Source organism: Methyloceanibacter stevinii, from assembly GCF_001723355.1.
GTDB classification, from domain to species: Bacteria; Pseudomonadota; Alphaproteobacteria; order Rhizobiales; family Methyloligellaceae; genus Methyloceanibacter; species Methyloceanibacter stevinii.
In genome coordinates, this window is sequence record NZ_LPWE01000011.1 from 498163 (window position 1) to 512265 (window position 14103).

The following is a 14103-nucleotide window of genomic DNA, read 5'->3' on the forward strand; positions in this document are numbered from 1 at the left end:
GTTCGATGAGACATTCTATATGGGCCTTTGGTGCGACCGTTTTGGCCGCGGGTGCTGCGCTGCCCGATAGCGCAAGGGCGCAAGATTTTGAGCCATTTCAGCTCGACGCGATCATCGTTGGCGGCGGTCTGACGCCGATCGAGGCCGAGCGCTACGGCCGCTCGGTCACGGTGGTCGAGTCGAAGGATCTGCAAGAGCAACAGATTCGGCATACGTCGGAAGGGCTGCGGGCGCTGCCCGGTGTCGAGGTCAGTCAAACGGGCGGCGTCGGCGGCTTGACACAAGTTCGCATTCGCGGCTCAGAGGGCAACCACACGCTGGTGCTGATCGACGGCATCAAGGTCGCCGATCCCACGAGCGGCGAATACGACTTCGCGAACATGTTGTCCGATGGCATTGAACGCGTCGAGGTGCTCCGCGGACCGCAATCCTCAATCTTTGGGTCCAACGCGATCGGCGGTGTGGTCAACGTCATTACCAAGACCGCGACGGAACCGGGCTTTCACGCGTATGGCGAGGGCGAGTTGGGCTCTGAAGAGAGCATCGGCGGGAATCTATCCCTCAACTACGCCAACGACTATGCGCGGCTGACGGTTTCCGGCGCGCAGCGGAACACGGATGGCTACAATTTTTCCGGTGGACCGAGCGACGGGGCCGATGGCAACGCGATCGGCACGCTCAACGCGCGCGCCGAGTTCGACGTAAACGACGATATTGTAATCGGGACGACCTTTCGGCGGATCGACCGCAATTCGGAGTACGATCAATTCAACTACGGTGCGGCGACGGTTGCCGACTTGGTGACCGATGCGAACCTCGAGACCGACGTCACCAATAACTTTGCGTCCGCGTACGCAACGATGGACGCCTGGAACAAGCGCTTCCGGAGCGAATTCTTCTTCGGTCTCGCCGATATCGATACCATCGACATCGACAACGGTGCAAAAACCTTCGACACGACATCGACCCGGCAGCAGCTGCATTATCGGGGGACAGTGGCGCTCGATAATGCGGATGTTGAGAGCGCGAATCATCTCGTCAGTACCCAGATCGAAAGCGAGTATGAGACGTTCAAGAATAACGATGCTCAGCTCGTCTACAGTCCCTCGCAGCTCCAGAAAGAGTCGCGTCAACTCTATGGATATGTGTTGGAGTATCGCGGCAGCTTCTTCGACGATAACCTCACCATTCAGGCAACGGGACGTCACGACGAGAATGACGATTTCGAAGACACGGATACATGGTCCGTAGGCTTGTCCTATCTTCTGCCGAACCAGACCAGCCGGCTGCATACGTCCGCCGGCACGGCCGTGCAGAACCCAACGTTCTACGAGCAGTTCGGTTACGACCCGGCGACGTTCATCGGCAATCCAAACCTGACGCCCGAGGAGAGCATCGGTTACGATATCGGGCTTGAGCAGCGTCTCTGGCAGGATCGGGTGGTCCTCGATGTCACCTACTTCCATTCCGACCTGACCGACGAAATTTCCACGATTTATGACCCGGTGACGTTCGCGTCTACCCCGATCAATGAAGATGGCACCAGCGAACGTCAGGGGCTCGAGGTCTCGGCCGAGATGCGCTTGGATAACGGCATCCGGCTCGGTGTGGACTACACCTATCTCGATGCCCACGATCCGGATGGCGAAATCGAGGTGCGGCGTCCGCGGAATGAGGTTGGTGTCCGTGCATTTTACCAATTGCCGAACGATAAAACTCTGATTGGGGCACAACTGCGAGCCGTGGCCGACAATTTCGACTTCGACTACACCGCGGCGGGTATCGTGGACCCCTCAAATCCGGAGCGGATCCAGCTCAAGGACTATGCGTTGCTGAATCTGACGGCGCAGCATGAGCTGCTTCCGAACGTGACCGTCACCGGGCGTATCGATAACCTCTTCGATACGGGGTATTCGGAGGTGCTGGGATACGCGGGGCGTGGCCGCGTGTTCTTTGCCGGCCTGCAGGGAACGTTCTAAGGATGACAGTGCTGCGTGGCCTTGTCCTGGCAGGGGCAATTCTGGGAATTGCTCCTGTCGCCACGGGCCACGCCGCACCGGCACGCGTCGTGTCGATGAATCTCTGCACCGATCAGCTGGCCATGCTTCTGGCTGAGGAGGACCAACTCGTCTCGGTGTCTTATCTCGCTCGGGACGAGCGGGCCTCGGCGATGGCGGAGGAGGCGGAGCGCTATCCCGTCAACCATGGCCTGGCCGAAGAAATCTTCCTTCTCGATCCAGACCTCGTGATCGCGGGTCAGTTTACCTCCACGGCAACGGTCGCAATGTTGAGGCGGCTTGGCATTCCCGTGGTGACGATGGCGCCGGCCTATTCGCTTGACGACGTGCGCAAGCGATTGACGGAGATGGGCAAGCTTCTCGGACGCGAAGCGGCGGCGGCCGAACTTGTGGCCAAGTTCGATGCAGATCTGGCGGCGTTGAGAGATGCGCTCACCACACGGCCAAGGGCCGCTATTTATTCTGCGAACGGATATACGTCCGGTCCGGAAAGTTTGGCCGGGGCTATTCTCGATGCCGCGGGGTTCGACAACGTGGCTAAGGAAGCCGGCTTGCCCGTTGGCGGACTGCTGCCGCTTGAGCGGCTTGTCCTTCTCGACCCCGATGTTGTAGTGCTTCCGCAGCCCTATCCGGGCGCTTCCCGGTCGGAAGAAGTCCTGCACCATCCAGCAGTTCTTGCACTGCGCGAGCGCGCGTCGACCAGCCCGCTCACCGATCGCGATTGGATTTGCGGAACGCCGCATGTCCTCAACGCGATCAAAGAGCTTGTGGAGGCGCGCCAAGAGGACGTGGTGGCCCCGTGATCCGTTATCATGGGCTCATCATCGGGCTGGTTCTATTGGTCTTGGGGCTCTTCGTGGTTTCGCTGGTCGTCGGGCCGGCGAAAATTCCGGTCCAGCTGAGCCTTTCCGCGCTGATCTGGGGAGACTCCGGACCGCTCTCTTTGGTGATGCGGGAGATACGGCTACCGCGGGCGCTGCTGGGGGTCATGGTCGGTGCAAGCCTTGGCCTATGCGGCGCGGCGATGCAGGGCTATTTGCGCAACCCCCTCGCCGAACCTGGTCTGATCGGCGTGAGCGGATCGGCGGCGCTCGGTGCGGTGATCGCCATTCAAACCGGACTGACCGCGGCCTATGCGCTCGCCTTGCCGCTTTCCGCGCTGGCAGGTGCGGGCATATCGGTCACGCTCCTGTTTTCGCTTGCTGGCTTGCGCGGCGGGTCCTTGACGCTGATCCTGGCAGGCATAGCAATCTCTGCCCTGGCCGGTGCTCTCACGGCCCTCGTGCTGAATCTCTCGCCCAATCCTTTCGCCGCCACGGAGATTGTCTTTTGGATGATGGGGTCGCTTGCTGACCGTTCCTTCACCCATGTGGCGCTGGCGCTACCCTTCATTCTGATCGGCTTGGTCCTGCTGCTGCCGCTTGGGCGCGGGCTCGATACGCTGACGCTCGGTGAGGACGCCGCGGAAGCCCTTGGCACGCGTTTGGTGCGTCTACGCGTGACACTGGTTGCTGGTGTGGCGGCGATGGTGGGAGCCGCCACGGCGGTAGCCGGCACGGTCGGTTTTGTCGGTCTGGTGGTGCCGCATCTCTTGCGCGGCGCCGTTGGTGCGCGGCCCGGAAGGCTTCTCCTCGCCTCGGCGCTTGGGGGCGCGGCCATGGTGCTTGCCGCCGATATTGCCGCGCGTCTGATCATGCCTGGGCGCGACCTCAAGCTCGGCGTACTCACGGCCATTGTCGGAGCGCCCCTGTTCTTGCATCTGGTCTATCGGACAAGGAGGGATCAGGCCTGATGCTCCTTGGCCTTGAATATCTGACGGTGTTTCGCGGAGACCGCAAGGTCGTCGACGCCGTCTCGCTAGCGGTTGCGGCTGGCGAAGTGGTTGGTCTCGTGGGGCCGAACGGTGCCGGCAAAACCACGTTGATGCGCGGCGCGCTCGGTCTTTTGCCGCATGAGGGACGATCGACACTTGCCGCGCTCCCGACGGAGGCCCGGTCGCGGCACGCGGCCTGGCTGCCGCAAGCCCGCGAAATTGCCTGGCCGGTTTCGGTGGAGACCCTGGTCGCGCTCGGCCGCATCCCTCATGGAGCGCGTTGGTTCGCAGACTCTCATGAAGATGTGCGTGCCGTGTCCGCCGCGCTTGCGCAAATGGACCTGGACGGATTTCGTCACCGCATTGCCACCCGCCTTTCCGGCGGCGAACAGGCGCGCGTGCTTCTCGCCCGCGCCCTGGCGCAGGAGACGCCGCTGCTCTTGGCCGACGAGCCGATCGCCGGTCTCGATCCCGCGCACCAAATCGCGACGATGGAGGTCTTCCATGCGCTCGCCGGGCAGGGACATGCCGTGATGGCTTCGCTCCACGATTTGGGTATCGCGGCGCGGTTCTGCACAAGGCTTGTCATGCTGGACGCCGGCCGCCTGGTGGCCGATGGGCCTCCGGGAGACGTTTTGTCGCCCGCGCGCCTCCGCGACGTCTTCGGCATTACCGCCTGGCGAAGCGAAACCCCCGAGGGCCTGGTCATCCAGCCGATCGCACGCGCGGAGGCGGCGCCGTGAAGGTAACCTATGATGCGCCATGGCTGATTGCCGAGTTGGACGGCCCCCATCGGGTGCTGAGCTGGACCCTCAATCGCCCGGGATTTGCAGCCGCGCATCGGATCGTGTTTCGCGAAGTCCGCGATCACGATCTGCCAAAAAGGATCGACGCCAATGCGTGGTTGGAGCACGCACTCGCAACGGCGGGACTGTCCGATGCGCCGGCTCTGCTAACGTCGCGCGCTGTTCGATCCTTCGATCTGGTTCAAACACGCGCCGGCGAGGTCACGGCAGATTGCTTGGCCACGGTCGGGTTCTCCAATTCGGCGCGTCGGTTGCAGGCAACCCTACCGGCAGCCCCCGGGACCTGCGCGCTTGGGGACGATCAATATTGCCGTGCGTGTGTCCGCGGGGCTTACCGAAGCAGCGCTCGTGGAGGCGTTGACCATCGCCGCCCAAGCGCGAACGGCCGCCGTGATGGAGGCGCGCTGGTCGCTGCCGGAAGGCGTTGCGACGGGGACGGGCACGGACTGCATTGCCTTGGCCGCGCCAATGGAGGGCCATGGAGAGACGGTTGCCTTTGCGGGTCTGCATACGGAAGTCGGAGAGGCGCTCGGCCGCGCCGTGTACGATGCCGTGGCCCGGGGAGCCGACAACTGGCTCGCCACACGTCCAGATCTTGGGCCGGCGCCATGCGTGTCCAAATAGTGCGGTATGCCATATGGAGCGTTGGCCTTCTGCCAAGTTCCCCCAACTTTTTCCAGCGACAGGCGAGCATCAACGGTCGTCATGAGGCATAACTAACTGAGAATGGGTGTTTATCGGTGCCTTCATCGGACATGGATCGGGCACATGCCTTGCGGGCCCAACAACCGCCGTGGCCGCTGCCCACCGGGACGGTGGGCGCTTGTTGGCCACACAGACCAGAGATCCTGTGAAGCAGGCGCTTTGGCCAATATAGACTCTGCGGCCAGTAATCTTCCGCGCTTCTGAGGATACTCTCTTTCCTCAGGGACATGTGTCAGGGACAAGCGAATGAGCCAGACCTTGAATATCATTGGCGGCGGCGTGGTCGGGCGGACGCTCGGATACCTCCTCTCGCACGCGAAGATTTGCGATATTCAGTGCGTTTTCAATGCCACTGCCTCCAGAGCTCGGGAGGCAGTCGATTTCATCGGCGCCGGCGTTCCGGTCTCACGGTTGGCCAGCTTGACCAAGGCCGACGTGAATTTGGTGACGACCCGGGACGATGCGCTGCCCGACGTGGCGAAGGCGTTGGCGCAAACTGAAATTGCCGCAAAGGACTCCATAGCAGTCCATTGCAGCGGTGCCCTGCCGTCGAACATATTCGATGATTTGAGGAAGCGAGGATCGCTGTGTTGTTCGGCTCATCCGTTGAAGTCTTTCCGCAGTGCCGGTCGTGCCGTGGAAAGCTTCGCAGGGACGCCCGTCGGCCTCGAGGGTGACGAAGAGGCAAAAATCTGGGTCAAGGAAGCATTTGGCGCCCTTGGTGGTTGGTGCTTCGAGATCGATGCGACGGAAAAGCTCCTTTATCACACGGGCGCGATAATCGTTTGCAACTACATGTCAGCCCTGGTCGAGGCCGGAGTCCGATGTTTGGAAGGAGCTGGTCTGCCGCAAGAACAGGCCGTCCGTGTGTTGGAGCCGCTGATGCGTGAGACTTTGGACAATGTCGTCAGCAGCGGACCGGCACACGCGCTCACGGGGCCAATCGCTCGCGGCGACACCCGAACGATCATCAATCAACTGGAAAGGCTTTCGGCGTTCGACGGTGACGTGCGCGAGGTCTACCGGTGGCTGGGACTCATCGCCGTCGATCTGTCCCTCGGGAAAGCGAATGCGAACGCCGGCGATCTGAACCTTGTCGAGAAGATCCTTCGCGCGGGACAACAGCTTGGAGACTGCGTCCCCGGTGACGAAGGGCGTTAGACGGCGCCGTTCGACTCGTTGCCGCCGACGATGATGAGATGCACCGACTTCGGCCCATGGGCCGGCCGGACAATCGTGCCGGCGACGTCGGCGGTGCGCGACGGCCCCGCTATGAAGTTGACGGTGCGCGGCCAGCCCCCGGCGGACTTCAGACGCGGCCAAAGGTCCTCGGGGTAGGGCACGATTGTCGATGCGTATAAAACGACGACGTGGACGTCCGGCAAAAAGTTCAGTGTTGTAGGCGTGTCCTGCCCTGAGGAGAATACAACGCTCCCGGTCTCCACGATCCCGGCGCATGCCAGCGTCACGCTGAGCTGCTCGACCTTGCGGCCGCGCCGACGTGAACGCGCCACTCTCGCGGCCAGTTCAACTGAGCTAAGGCGGGCGCTATGCTGAGCTCTACCGGCGCCTCCATCTCGGAGAGCAGCGTCCCCAAGGTAGGGACGAGCAATTGCGGCGAGATGATCTGTTCAACCGTAAAGAGATTGACGCGAGCCTTGGCGATGAACTCGGCGACATGGTCTCCAGGGATCGCAGGGCGTGGCGCAGTCGGGCGCGCTGGCATTCGCCGGTCCGGGCTTCATGCGATCCCCGGTTGGACCCGCTCTTGTCGAGTGCCAGCCGAATGCGCGCATAGACGATATCGCGGTCCAACGAGCTCATGACTGCTTTGCTCTCTTGGACCATGCCGCGAGAAAGGTCGGACCTTGGGGCGCTGGAAAGTCACGCCCGGCGGTCCAACTTTTCGCAAAAGGCAAGCGCCGAAAGTTGCCTCTCGAACGTCCTAGCAGCCCGAGTACGGAAGCCATCACACGCGTCAGGCCGTGGTACAGGGATGGCCTCGCGGCGAGCCAAGCCCACAGCCGAACGCCCCAACTGACACGTCCGTCGGTGAGACCTCGGTCCCACTGCTCTTCGCGCAGCCGTCGCAGCATGTCGGGCAAGGGAATGTCGACGGGACAGACCTGCTGGCAGCGTCCGTTGAGCGTACAGGCGTGGGGGAGTTCGAGCGCCTTGTCGAGACCGGCGATCATCGGCGTCAACACGGCGCCCATCGGGCCGGGGTAGACCCAGCCATAGGCCTGTCCGCCCACTGACAAATAGACCGGACAATGGTTCATGCAGGCGCCGCAACGGATACACCGCAGCATGGACCGGAAGTCGCCTTCAAGCATCCGGGTTCGACCGTTGTCGATCAGGATCACATGGTATTCCTCTGGGCCGTCGAGGTCGTCGGAGTGCCGTGGCCCTGTCGAGAACGTCGTATAGGAGGTCGTGTCCATCCCCAAGGCACTGCGCGCCAATACGCGCAGCAAAGCCGTCGCATCGTTCAGGGTGGGGACGACTTTATCAATTCCCGCGGTGACGATGTGGACGCGCGCCAACGTGGACGTGAGATCGCCGTTTCCCTCGTTGGTGACGATGATACTGGAACCGGTTTCGGCAACAAGAAAGTTTGCCCCGGTGATGCCGACATCGGCGGCGAAATACTTGTCTCGCATGATGCTGCGCACTTGCGCGATCAAGGACGCGGCATCAAACACGCGATCGGAATATCCGTAGGCTTTGTGGTGATCGTAGAAGAGATCGGATATGTCCTCCAGCGTCTTGTGAATCGTCGGCACCACGATATGGCTCGGCGCTTCCCGCGCGATCTGTAGGATATATTCTCCCGCGTCGGTCTCGATCACTTCGCAGCCGTCCGCCTCAAGAGCGTCGTTCAATCCGATCTCTTCCGAGACCATGGACTTGCCCTTTGCGACGACCTTGGCACCGGCCTTACGGCATATCTCGCGTACGATACGGCGCGCATCTCCGGCGGTTCGCGCCCAATGCACCTGTCCGCCGCGCTCTAGGACCTCGCGCTCATAGCGCCGCAGGTAGACGTCGAGATGGTCTAGCGTGTGTTGCCGGATATTGCGTGCCGCCTCACGCATGGCGGCGTACTCAGGCAGCGCGGCCACATTCCTCGCACGTGCCGCCACGAAGCCGCTCTTAAGGTCGTCGATGGCCTTCTGAAGGTTGCGATCGGCGAGCGCTTGCGCGGCGCGCTTGCGGAAGGCGCTGCTTTCGACTTCCATCAACGCCTCTCTGATTCTCCAATGCCGGCGCGATCGGCCATTCCGGCCAGGACTTCGGCGGCGTGAAATACGCGCGTGGACCTACCAAGACGGCGCAGGCGTCCCGCGATGTTGAGAAGGCATCCCAAGTCTCCGCCGAGCACCGTGTCGGCGCCTGTGATTTCGAGATTGGCGATCTTGTCGGATACCATCTTCGTCGAGATATCCGGATACTTGACGCAGAAGGTCCCACCGAACCCGCAGCACGTCTCGGTGTCGGACATCTCGCTGAGTGTGAGGCCGTCCACGTGAGACAGAAGCGCGCGCGGCTGCTCCTTTATGCCGAGCGTCCGGAGACCGGAACAGCTATCGTGATAGGTCGCCGTCGCGTCGAAGCGCACCGGTGTCGGGCGCACGGCAAGCACGTCGGAAAGGAAGGACATGAGTTCGAAACTGCGCGCGGCGAGCGCAACCGCCCGGGAATGCCAGACGGGATCGTGCTTGAACATCTCCGGATACTCTTTGCGGATCATGGCAATGCAAGAACCCGAAGGGCCTACGACATAGTCCAGTCCGGAAAATGCTTCGATAACCTGTTCGGCGATCCGGCGCGCCCCGTCGGAGTTGCCGCTATTGTAGGCCGGCTGACCGCAACAAACCTGCCCCTGCGGAACGTCGACCGTACACCCCGCATCCTCGAGGAGCTTGACTGCGGCAAATCCAACACTGGGGCGCAGGAAGTCGACAAGGCATGTCACGAAGAGGCCCACATGGGGCATGGTCCCAGGCTCCTGTTCTTCGATTCCGAGCTGCATTGTTGGCTTTGCTTTATTGCAGGGTATGGGTTGAACCTGGTTGTAGGCGAAGCGCGAAGGTCGCAGGACCCGAGCCGTAAGTTCGGCGCGCATGGTACATAATCTAGATTGACGATCAAACCGGGATCGCTTGTTTCGCTGTTGAAACGCACGAACGAACATCGATGTCTGAGATGCAGGTGCAAGCGTGCACAGCTTGTCGAGCCATCGCAACCTGTCGAATGCGTCAACAGCCGGTCCGTGCTTTTGCGGCCGTCGTCGGTGTTGGCATTGCACTTGCTTTAGTTGAACGTGTCGTGGCTCCTCATGCCCGGCGCTCCTCCCCGAAGACCAGCGGCCCATTCCTTCTCCCTTGGGCTGCTGGTCTTCTTCACTGCGCGACGCTCTTCTGCAGTCAAACGCGCCGGCGCCTGCAGACTTTGTGACCGTCCTTCATTGAGGCTACATCTGTCGCGTTGGCGCAACAGCAGTTGCGCTCTCCGCGCAACAGGAACCGCTCTTCCAGCGAAGGGGTACGGCGTTCGCCCCCGAACGAAAACACCATTATTCGCAGGGATGTAAGGCGTTGTGGACTACCGGAAACGACGCTGTTCCGGCATTGGCACCAGACTTGCTTTTACAAGTTTGTTGGTGCTCGCCTTTGAGCACGTCCACCTTCCTCTGACCAGCGGCTGTTCCACCATAGCCGCTGGTCTTTTTTTCCAGCATTATAATTCGTCGGGATGCAGCGTGGTGCATGGGCACAAGCCCAACGCGTCTAGTTGATCTCGCGGCGCACAATGCTCTTGCACGTTCTCGCCATGCTTCATCAAGAGGTGCCTGAACGGCACGACAAGTGTCGCGCGGCAACACTACACTTGAGCAATTCGCGCAACAGCCGACAGAGTGTTCGAGGGGTCTTTCGTCTGGCAACGGACGAACGTCCGTTGCGAAAGTTGAGTAGAGTCCCTGCCGCCCTGGGGTCGCACCCGCCTGTAAGCTGTCTCAGAATGGCCATTGGGTGATCGACGGTATCGCGCGCGTGCCGCCCTTTCACATGCATGCCAGAAGGCGAACGCTCCGGCTTGGGAATCAAACCCGAAGGTGCGTCGAACGCGCTCCTCAAATGTGTGTAGGCGGTACGATTCCGAAGCGCCGCATCTGCCGATAGACAGACGACCGGCATAGCCCGAGCTCGGCCGCCGCTGCCGTTATATTCCATTTGTTTTGCCGCAGGCAGGCCCTCAACTTGACTGCCGGATCGTTTGCATCGGTCTCGGCGAGAGGCGGCGAGTGAGTCTCCCACAACTGCGGAGCGTCGAGGAGTGCGCTGCCCCCGGCACCGCTCGCCGCCGCGCCGGGAAAGCGAATCTCGAACGGCAAGTGCTCAGCATGGATGGAGGGCCCGTCGGTGATGGCCAGCGCGAAGCGCAAGGCGTTGCGCAGCTCGCGGACGTTGCCGGGCCACTGGTAGCGCATGAGCAACTCCATCGCGTCGTCGGCAATGTGCGGGCAGTTCCCCAGCTTCTGGGACTCCTGTTCGAGAAGCCGGCTAATGATGTGGCTGCGATCCTGCCGGTCCCGTAGAGGTGGAAGGAAAAGCGTCGCGCCGCACAAACGATAAAACAGATCCTCGCGGAATAGCCCTTCCAGGATGAGCTTGCGTAGGTCTCGGTGCGAGGCGCTGATCACCGTTAGGTCGACGGGCACATGCGTACTGGCGCCGAGCGGCAGCACCTCCCGTTCCGATAACACGCGCAGTAGTCGTGTTTGCAGGTGCAGAGGCATGTCTCCAATCTCGTCGAGGAACAGAGTTCCGCCATCAGCCTGTTGGATGAGGCCCTTTTTGCCTTTGCCGCGCCCGCCTGTAAACGTTCCTGCGGTGTAGCCGAACAGTTCGCTCTCGATTAACGTCTCAGGCAGCGCCGCGCAGTTGACTGCAATAAACGCTTTCCCCGCACGCTCACTTGAGAGGTGGCAGGCTCGCGCCAGAACCTCCTTGCCTGTGCCCGTCTCGCCCCGGACGAAGATGCTGACCTGCTTGTCGACTAGTCTGCGGGCGTGATCGAGTAGATGCGTCATGCGCTGGTCGTCGCCGGCGAGTTCGTTGAGTGCGGAATAATCCGAGCGCGTGGTAGCGCGGCTCTGCGGCTTGCCCGTGCGGGCAACGGTCCGTGGGGCTACGACGGACGCGCACAGGATCTGCCCATCGGCCGTCGTTAGAACATGTCGCTCTGACGTCGACTGCGTGCGCATCATATTCCAGACCTCGTCCGGCGTGCAGCTGCAGACCTCGGACAGATGCCGGTCAGCCAGTGAACTGGCGTTGCCATGTTGGGGTTGGCTATTGCTCGGATCGCCTCCGAGCTGGCGCAGCGCAGTCGAGGTCGCGCCGACAATTGTGCCGTCGCGATCCAGCGCCAGCATCATGTCGGTGCACACTTCGAGCAGCTCCGAGGCGGTGCCGAGCCGCAGGATCCAACAGTCGCGGAAGTGGCGCATGAAACTCGCGCCCTCGATGACTTGGCTGTAGAACATCGTAAGGTACGCAGCCAAGCTGTAGTTGCCGTGCGACGTCGGAGTTGGAAGGGCGGAGACATTCAGAACGCCCATGAAATTTCCAGTCGCATCGAACAACGGAGCGCTATCGCAGCTCAAGCTAATGTTGCCCGCAAAGAAATGCTCATCGTGATGGCATGTGAGCGCCGTGCGCTCATGGATGCAGGTGCCGATGCCATTGGTTCCCGCGTATGTCTCGTGCCAGTTTGCACCAGCGAGTAGACCGGCTTCACCCAGGCTGTCGCCCCAGCAGTCGGTGCCGAGTGAATCGACGACGACGCCGTCGGCGTCGGTGAGCAGCACGTAGCCTACGTCAGGTGCCTGCTTGAACAACTGGCCGATGCCTGCACGCGCAACATTTAGGAAGTCACCAATCCGCTCACAGCTTTGCGACAGGCGGTCGGCCGTCTCAACGTGCGGCGCGGGTTTCTCGCCCGGATTCAGGTGGAGCTCGTTTATGCAGCGAAACCACGAACGATGGATGATGTTCTGGTTGTCGCCCGTCTTGAGCGGCGGCGCAGGAGTGGCCGCGACCTTCATGACTCGGTCGAAGTGATCTCGATCAGATCTCACAAACATCTCCTCCTCGGAATGCCGATGAATTTTAGCAACGTCGTTGTGTCGCAGTTGACTTTGTTGTCGAGGCATTCTCACATCCATTATGCTATGAGACGGTGCGGACGTCTAATTTTTGTCCGATGCAGTCGTTTGGCGGCAAAAGATAGTCGGCTCTAAGGCCGGAGACGGCTCCCTGCCACCACGAGGTACAAGTCCCAGCACGAGGTACAAGTCGCGGCGGTATGGCGCTCGTCTTTAAGCGAGAGCATCCAGCGACAGCAGGCGCTCGAAGAGTCGCAACAGGCGAAGCTGCACGCGCTACAGGTGTAGCCCTACGCTACACAGCCTGCCGCTGGGCCCATCACACCAGCGAAATTCCGCCGGCACGGGCCAGCGTAGGAAAAATCATTTTGTAACAAGGTGGTGTTCCCCCGCTGGCGGTCGCCGTGACACTGTGCCCCGTGGTTTGCGAGCAAGTGGCACGGCGCTTGCGGAATGTCTGCCAATGTTAACTGCGTGGCGACTCACATGGTACTTCGCGGTCCATCACTAGCGTGCGGCGGGGGCATGAGCGTGCATCGTGCAAACGCGCGCGTGGTCGTTGCGCTCTCTAGTATGCGCAAGCCGTGGTTGGGGCCATTGCGAGTGCACCGCCGGCGTGGTCGTTACCTGGCAATTCTTCTGCAAGCGTGGCGGGGAAGGCGGCGGTTACCGTCGCGAAGCACAGCACATTGTTTGGCGACGGTTGCTGTGCGCGCCGCCCTTCGTCGGCGCGGGCTAGGCTGATGGCTATGAATCGCAGCACGACCGGCGATATCGCAGGGCTCAGACCATCCGAAACGATTCCGGCAGCAGAGGCGGATTCCTTCGCCTCCCAACCGTAGGAGCTTTGTTGCGAGATTGAGAACCGCGGCGGCAACGACCGTCGTCAAGACTAGAGAAGACGACAAACTTTGGAGGAAGCGAACTGTGAGTGAGAAGACGAGGTCGGCTTGTGGTTGCCGACCGCTGGAATATATTTCATGCGGAAGGCGCAGCCTTCTTGTTGGTGCGCTGTCGAGCTTGGCGATACCGGCTCTGCCGAGCGCGCTGGCCAATGCCGCTCTCGATGCCGCAAGCATGCGTCCCCAACCCGGCGATCTCCTGGTGTTCATGATAGGGGAGAACCAGGGCGAGACGATCGCGCCGTCTCAGGTGGAAGTGGGGGCCAGGCCCATCCTGGCCTATCCCATGGATCCGGTAACAAAGACCCTACGCGACGGATCTCGCTTCAACATTATCGCTGTCGGCCGGCTCGATCCCTCAGAGATCGAAGACGATACGAAGCCGCTTTCTGCCGATGGCGTCGTCGCCTACTCGGCCGTATGCACCCACAACGGCTGCATCATCACTGAGAACAACGACACGCACCACGAGTTCGTCTGCAATTGCCACGGGTCTACGTTCGACGTTGGTAACAAGGGAAAGATTGTCGTCGGGCCCGCAACCCGGCGACTGGCGATCCTTCCGCTGAAATTGGCGGATGGGAACGTGACGGTGGCGGCCGATTTCGACGGCCGCCTAGGGCCGCCGCGAGAGTGAGAAAGGGGGGAACCCTTTCTCTCCGACAACAACGAAAAGTCTATGACC

At 61.4% G+C, this 14103-nt stretch carries 10 protein-coding genes and 2 pseudogenes; 8 read left to right on the plus strand and 4 right to left on the minus strand.

Features of this window, described 5'->3' with window-relative positions; translation table 11 throughout:
• Positions 1–5: 5 nt before the first annotated feature.
• The 7 genes and pseudogenes from AUC70_RS09180 to AUC70_RS09205 all read left to right on the plus strand — a co-directional run.
• Positions 6–1979, plus strand: a complete 1974-nt coding sequence (locus tag AUC70_RS09180) for a TonB-dependent receptor plug domain-containing protein (RefSeq protein WP_083241439.1) — start codon at positions 6–8, stop codon at positions 1977–1979.
• 2 nt (positions 1980–1981) lie between these two features.
• Positions 1982–2821: an ABC transporter substrate-binding protein gene (locus AUC70_RS09185; RefSeq protein WP_069444530.1), complete on the plus strand. Its 840-nt coding sequence runs from the start codon at positions 1982–1984 to the stop codon at positions 2819–2821.
• The gene (locus tag AUC70_RS09190) at positions 2818–3810 is read left to right on the plus strand and encodes a FecCD family ABC transporter permease (protein WP_425283592.1); all 993 of its coding nucleotides are present in this window, start codon (positions 2818–2820) and stop codon (positions 3808–3810) included. The genes AUC70_RS09185 and AUC70_RS09190 overlap by 4 nt, the downstream gene beginning before the upstream one ends.
• Complete coding sequence (locus tag AUC70_RS09195; protein ID WP_206599345.1) at positions 3810–4574, plus strand: ABC transporter ATP-binding protein; 765 nt, start codon at positions 3810–3812, stop codon at positions 4572–4574. Before AUC70_RS09190 ends, AUC70_RS09195 begins: the two co-directional genes overlap by 1 nt.
• Positions 4571–4885 (plus strand): annotated as a pseudogene (locus AUC70_RS18850) (adenosylcobinamide amidohydrolase); the annotation flags it as partial. The gene AUC70_RS09195 and the pseudogene AUC70_RS18850, both read left to right, overlap by 4 nt.
• The gene (locus tag AUC70_RS18385; protein WP_280138240.1) at positions 4875–5261 is read left to right on the plus strand and encodes an adenosylcobinamide amidohydrolase; all 387 of its coding nucleotides are present in this window, start codon (positions 4875–4877) and stop codon (positions 5259–5261) included. The pseudogene AUC70_RS18850 and the gene AUC70_RS18385, both read left to right, overlap by 11 nt.
• Before the next feature lie 324 nt (positions 5262–5585).
• Positions 5586–6503: pseudogene (locus AUC70_RS09205) on the plus strand (Rossmann-like and DUF2520 domain-containing protein); the annotation flags it as partial.
• Here the strand turns inward: AUC70_RS09205 and AUC70_RS09210 are convergent.
• The 4 genes from AUC70_RS09210 to AUC70_RS09230 all read right to left on the minus strand — a co-directional run bounded on the left by AUC70_RS09210 (position 6500) and on the right by AUC70_RS09230 (position 12456).
• A complete protein-coding gene (locus tag AUC70_RS09210) occupies positions 6500–6856 on the minus strand; it encodes a LutC/YkgG family protein (RefSeq protein WP_158007419.1) in 357 nt (118 codons plus the stop codon). The pseudogene AUC70_RS09205 and the gene AUC70_RS09210 overlap by 4 nt on opposite strands.
• Before the next feature lie 306 nt (positions 6857–7162).
• The gene (locus AUC70_RS09220) at positions 7163–8584 is read right to left on the minus strand and encodes a LutB/LldF family L-lactate oxidation iron-sulfur protein (protein WP_069444535.1); all 1422 of its coding nucleotides are present in this window, start codon (positions 8582–8584) and stop codon (positions 7163–7165) included.
• A complete protein-coding gene (locus tag AUC70_RS09225; protein WP_206599347.1) occupies positions 8584–9378 on the minus strand; it encodes a (Fe-S)-binding protein in 795 nt (264 codons plus the stop codon). The genes AUC70_RS09220 and AUC70_RS09225 overlap by 1 nt, the downstream gene beginning before the upstream one ends.
• A 1101-nt stretch (positions 9379–10479) precedes the next feature.
• Complete coding sequence (locus AUC70_RS09230) at positions 10480–12456, minus strand: sigma-54-dependent Fis family transcriptional regulator (protein ID WP_206599348.1); 1977 nt, start codon at positions 12454–12456, stop codon at positions 10480–10482.
• Between the two features lie 1080 nt (positions 12457–13536).
• On the opposite strand from AUC70_RS09230, the gene AUC70_RS09235 reads away from it, so the two are divergent.
• A complete protein-coding gene (locus tag AUC70_RS09235; RefSeq protein ID WP_206599349.1) occupies positions 13537–14055 on the plus strand; it encodes a QcrA and Rieske domain-containing protein in 519 nt (172 codons plus the stop codon).
• The last annotated feature ends 48 nt before the right edge of the window (positions 14056–14103 follow it).

Bases quoted from the DNA above. Each gene is read 5' to 3' on its own strand.
- AUC70_RS09185 (WP_069444530.1), top strand. From the start codon at position 1,982: ATGACAGTGCTGCGTGGCCTTGTCCTGGCAGGGGCAATTCTGGGAATT.
- AUC70_RS09180 (WP_083241439.1), top strand. From the start codon at position 6: ATGAGACATTCTATATGGGCCTTTGGTGCGACCGTTTTGGCCGCGGGT.
- AUC70_RS09195 (WP_206599345.1), top strand. From the start codon at position 3,810: ATGCTCCTTGGCCTTGAATATCTGACGGTGTTTCGCGGAGACCGCAAG.
- AUC70_RS09230 (WP_206599348.1), bottom strand. From the start codon at position 12,456: ATGAAGGTCGCGGCCACTCCTGCGCCGCCGCTCAAGACGGGCGACAAC.
- AUC70_RS09225 (WP_206599347.1), bottom strand. From the start codon at position 9,378: ATGCAGCTCGGAATCGAAGAACAGGAGCCTGGGACCATGCCCCATGTG.
- AUC70_RS09220 (WP_069444535.1), bottom strand. From the start codon at position 8,584: ATGGAAGTCGAAAGCAGCGCCTTCCGCAAGCGCGCCGCGCAAGCGCTC.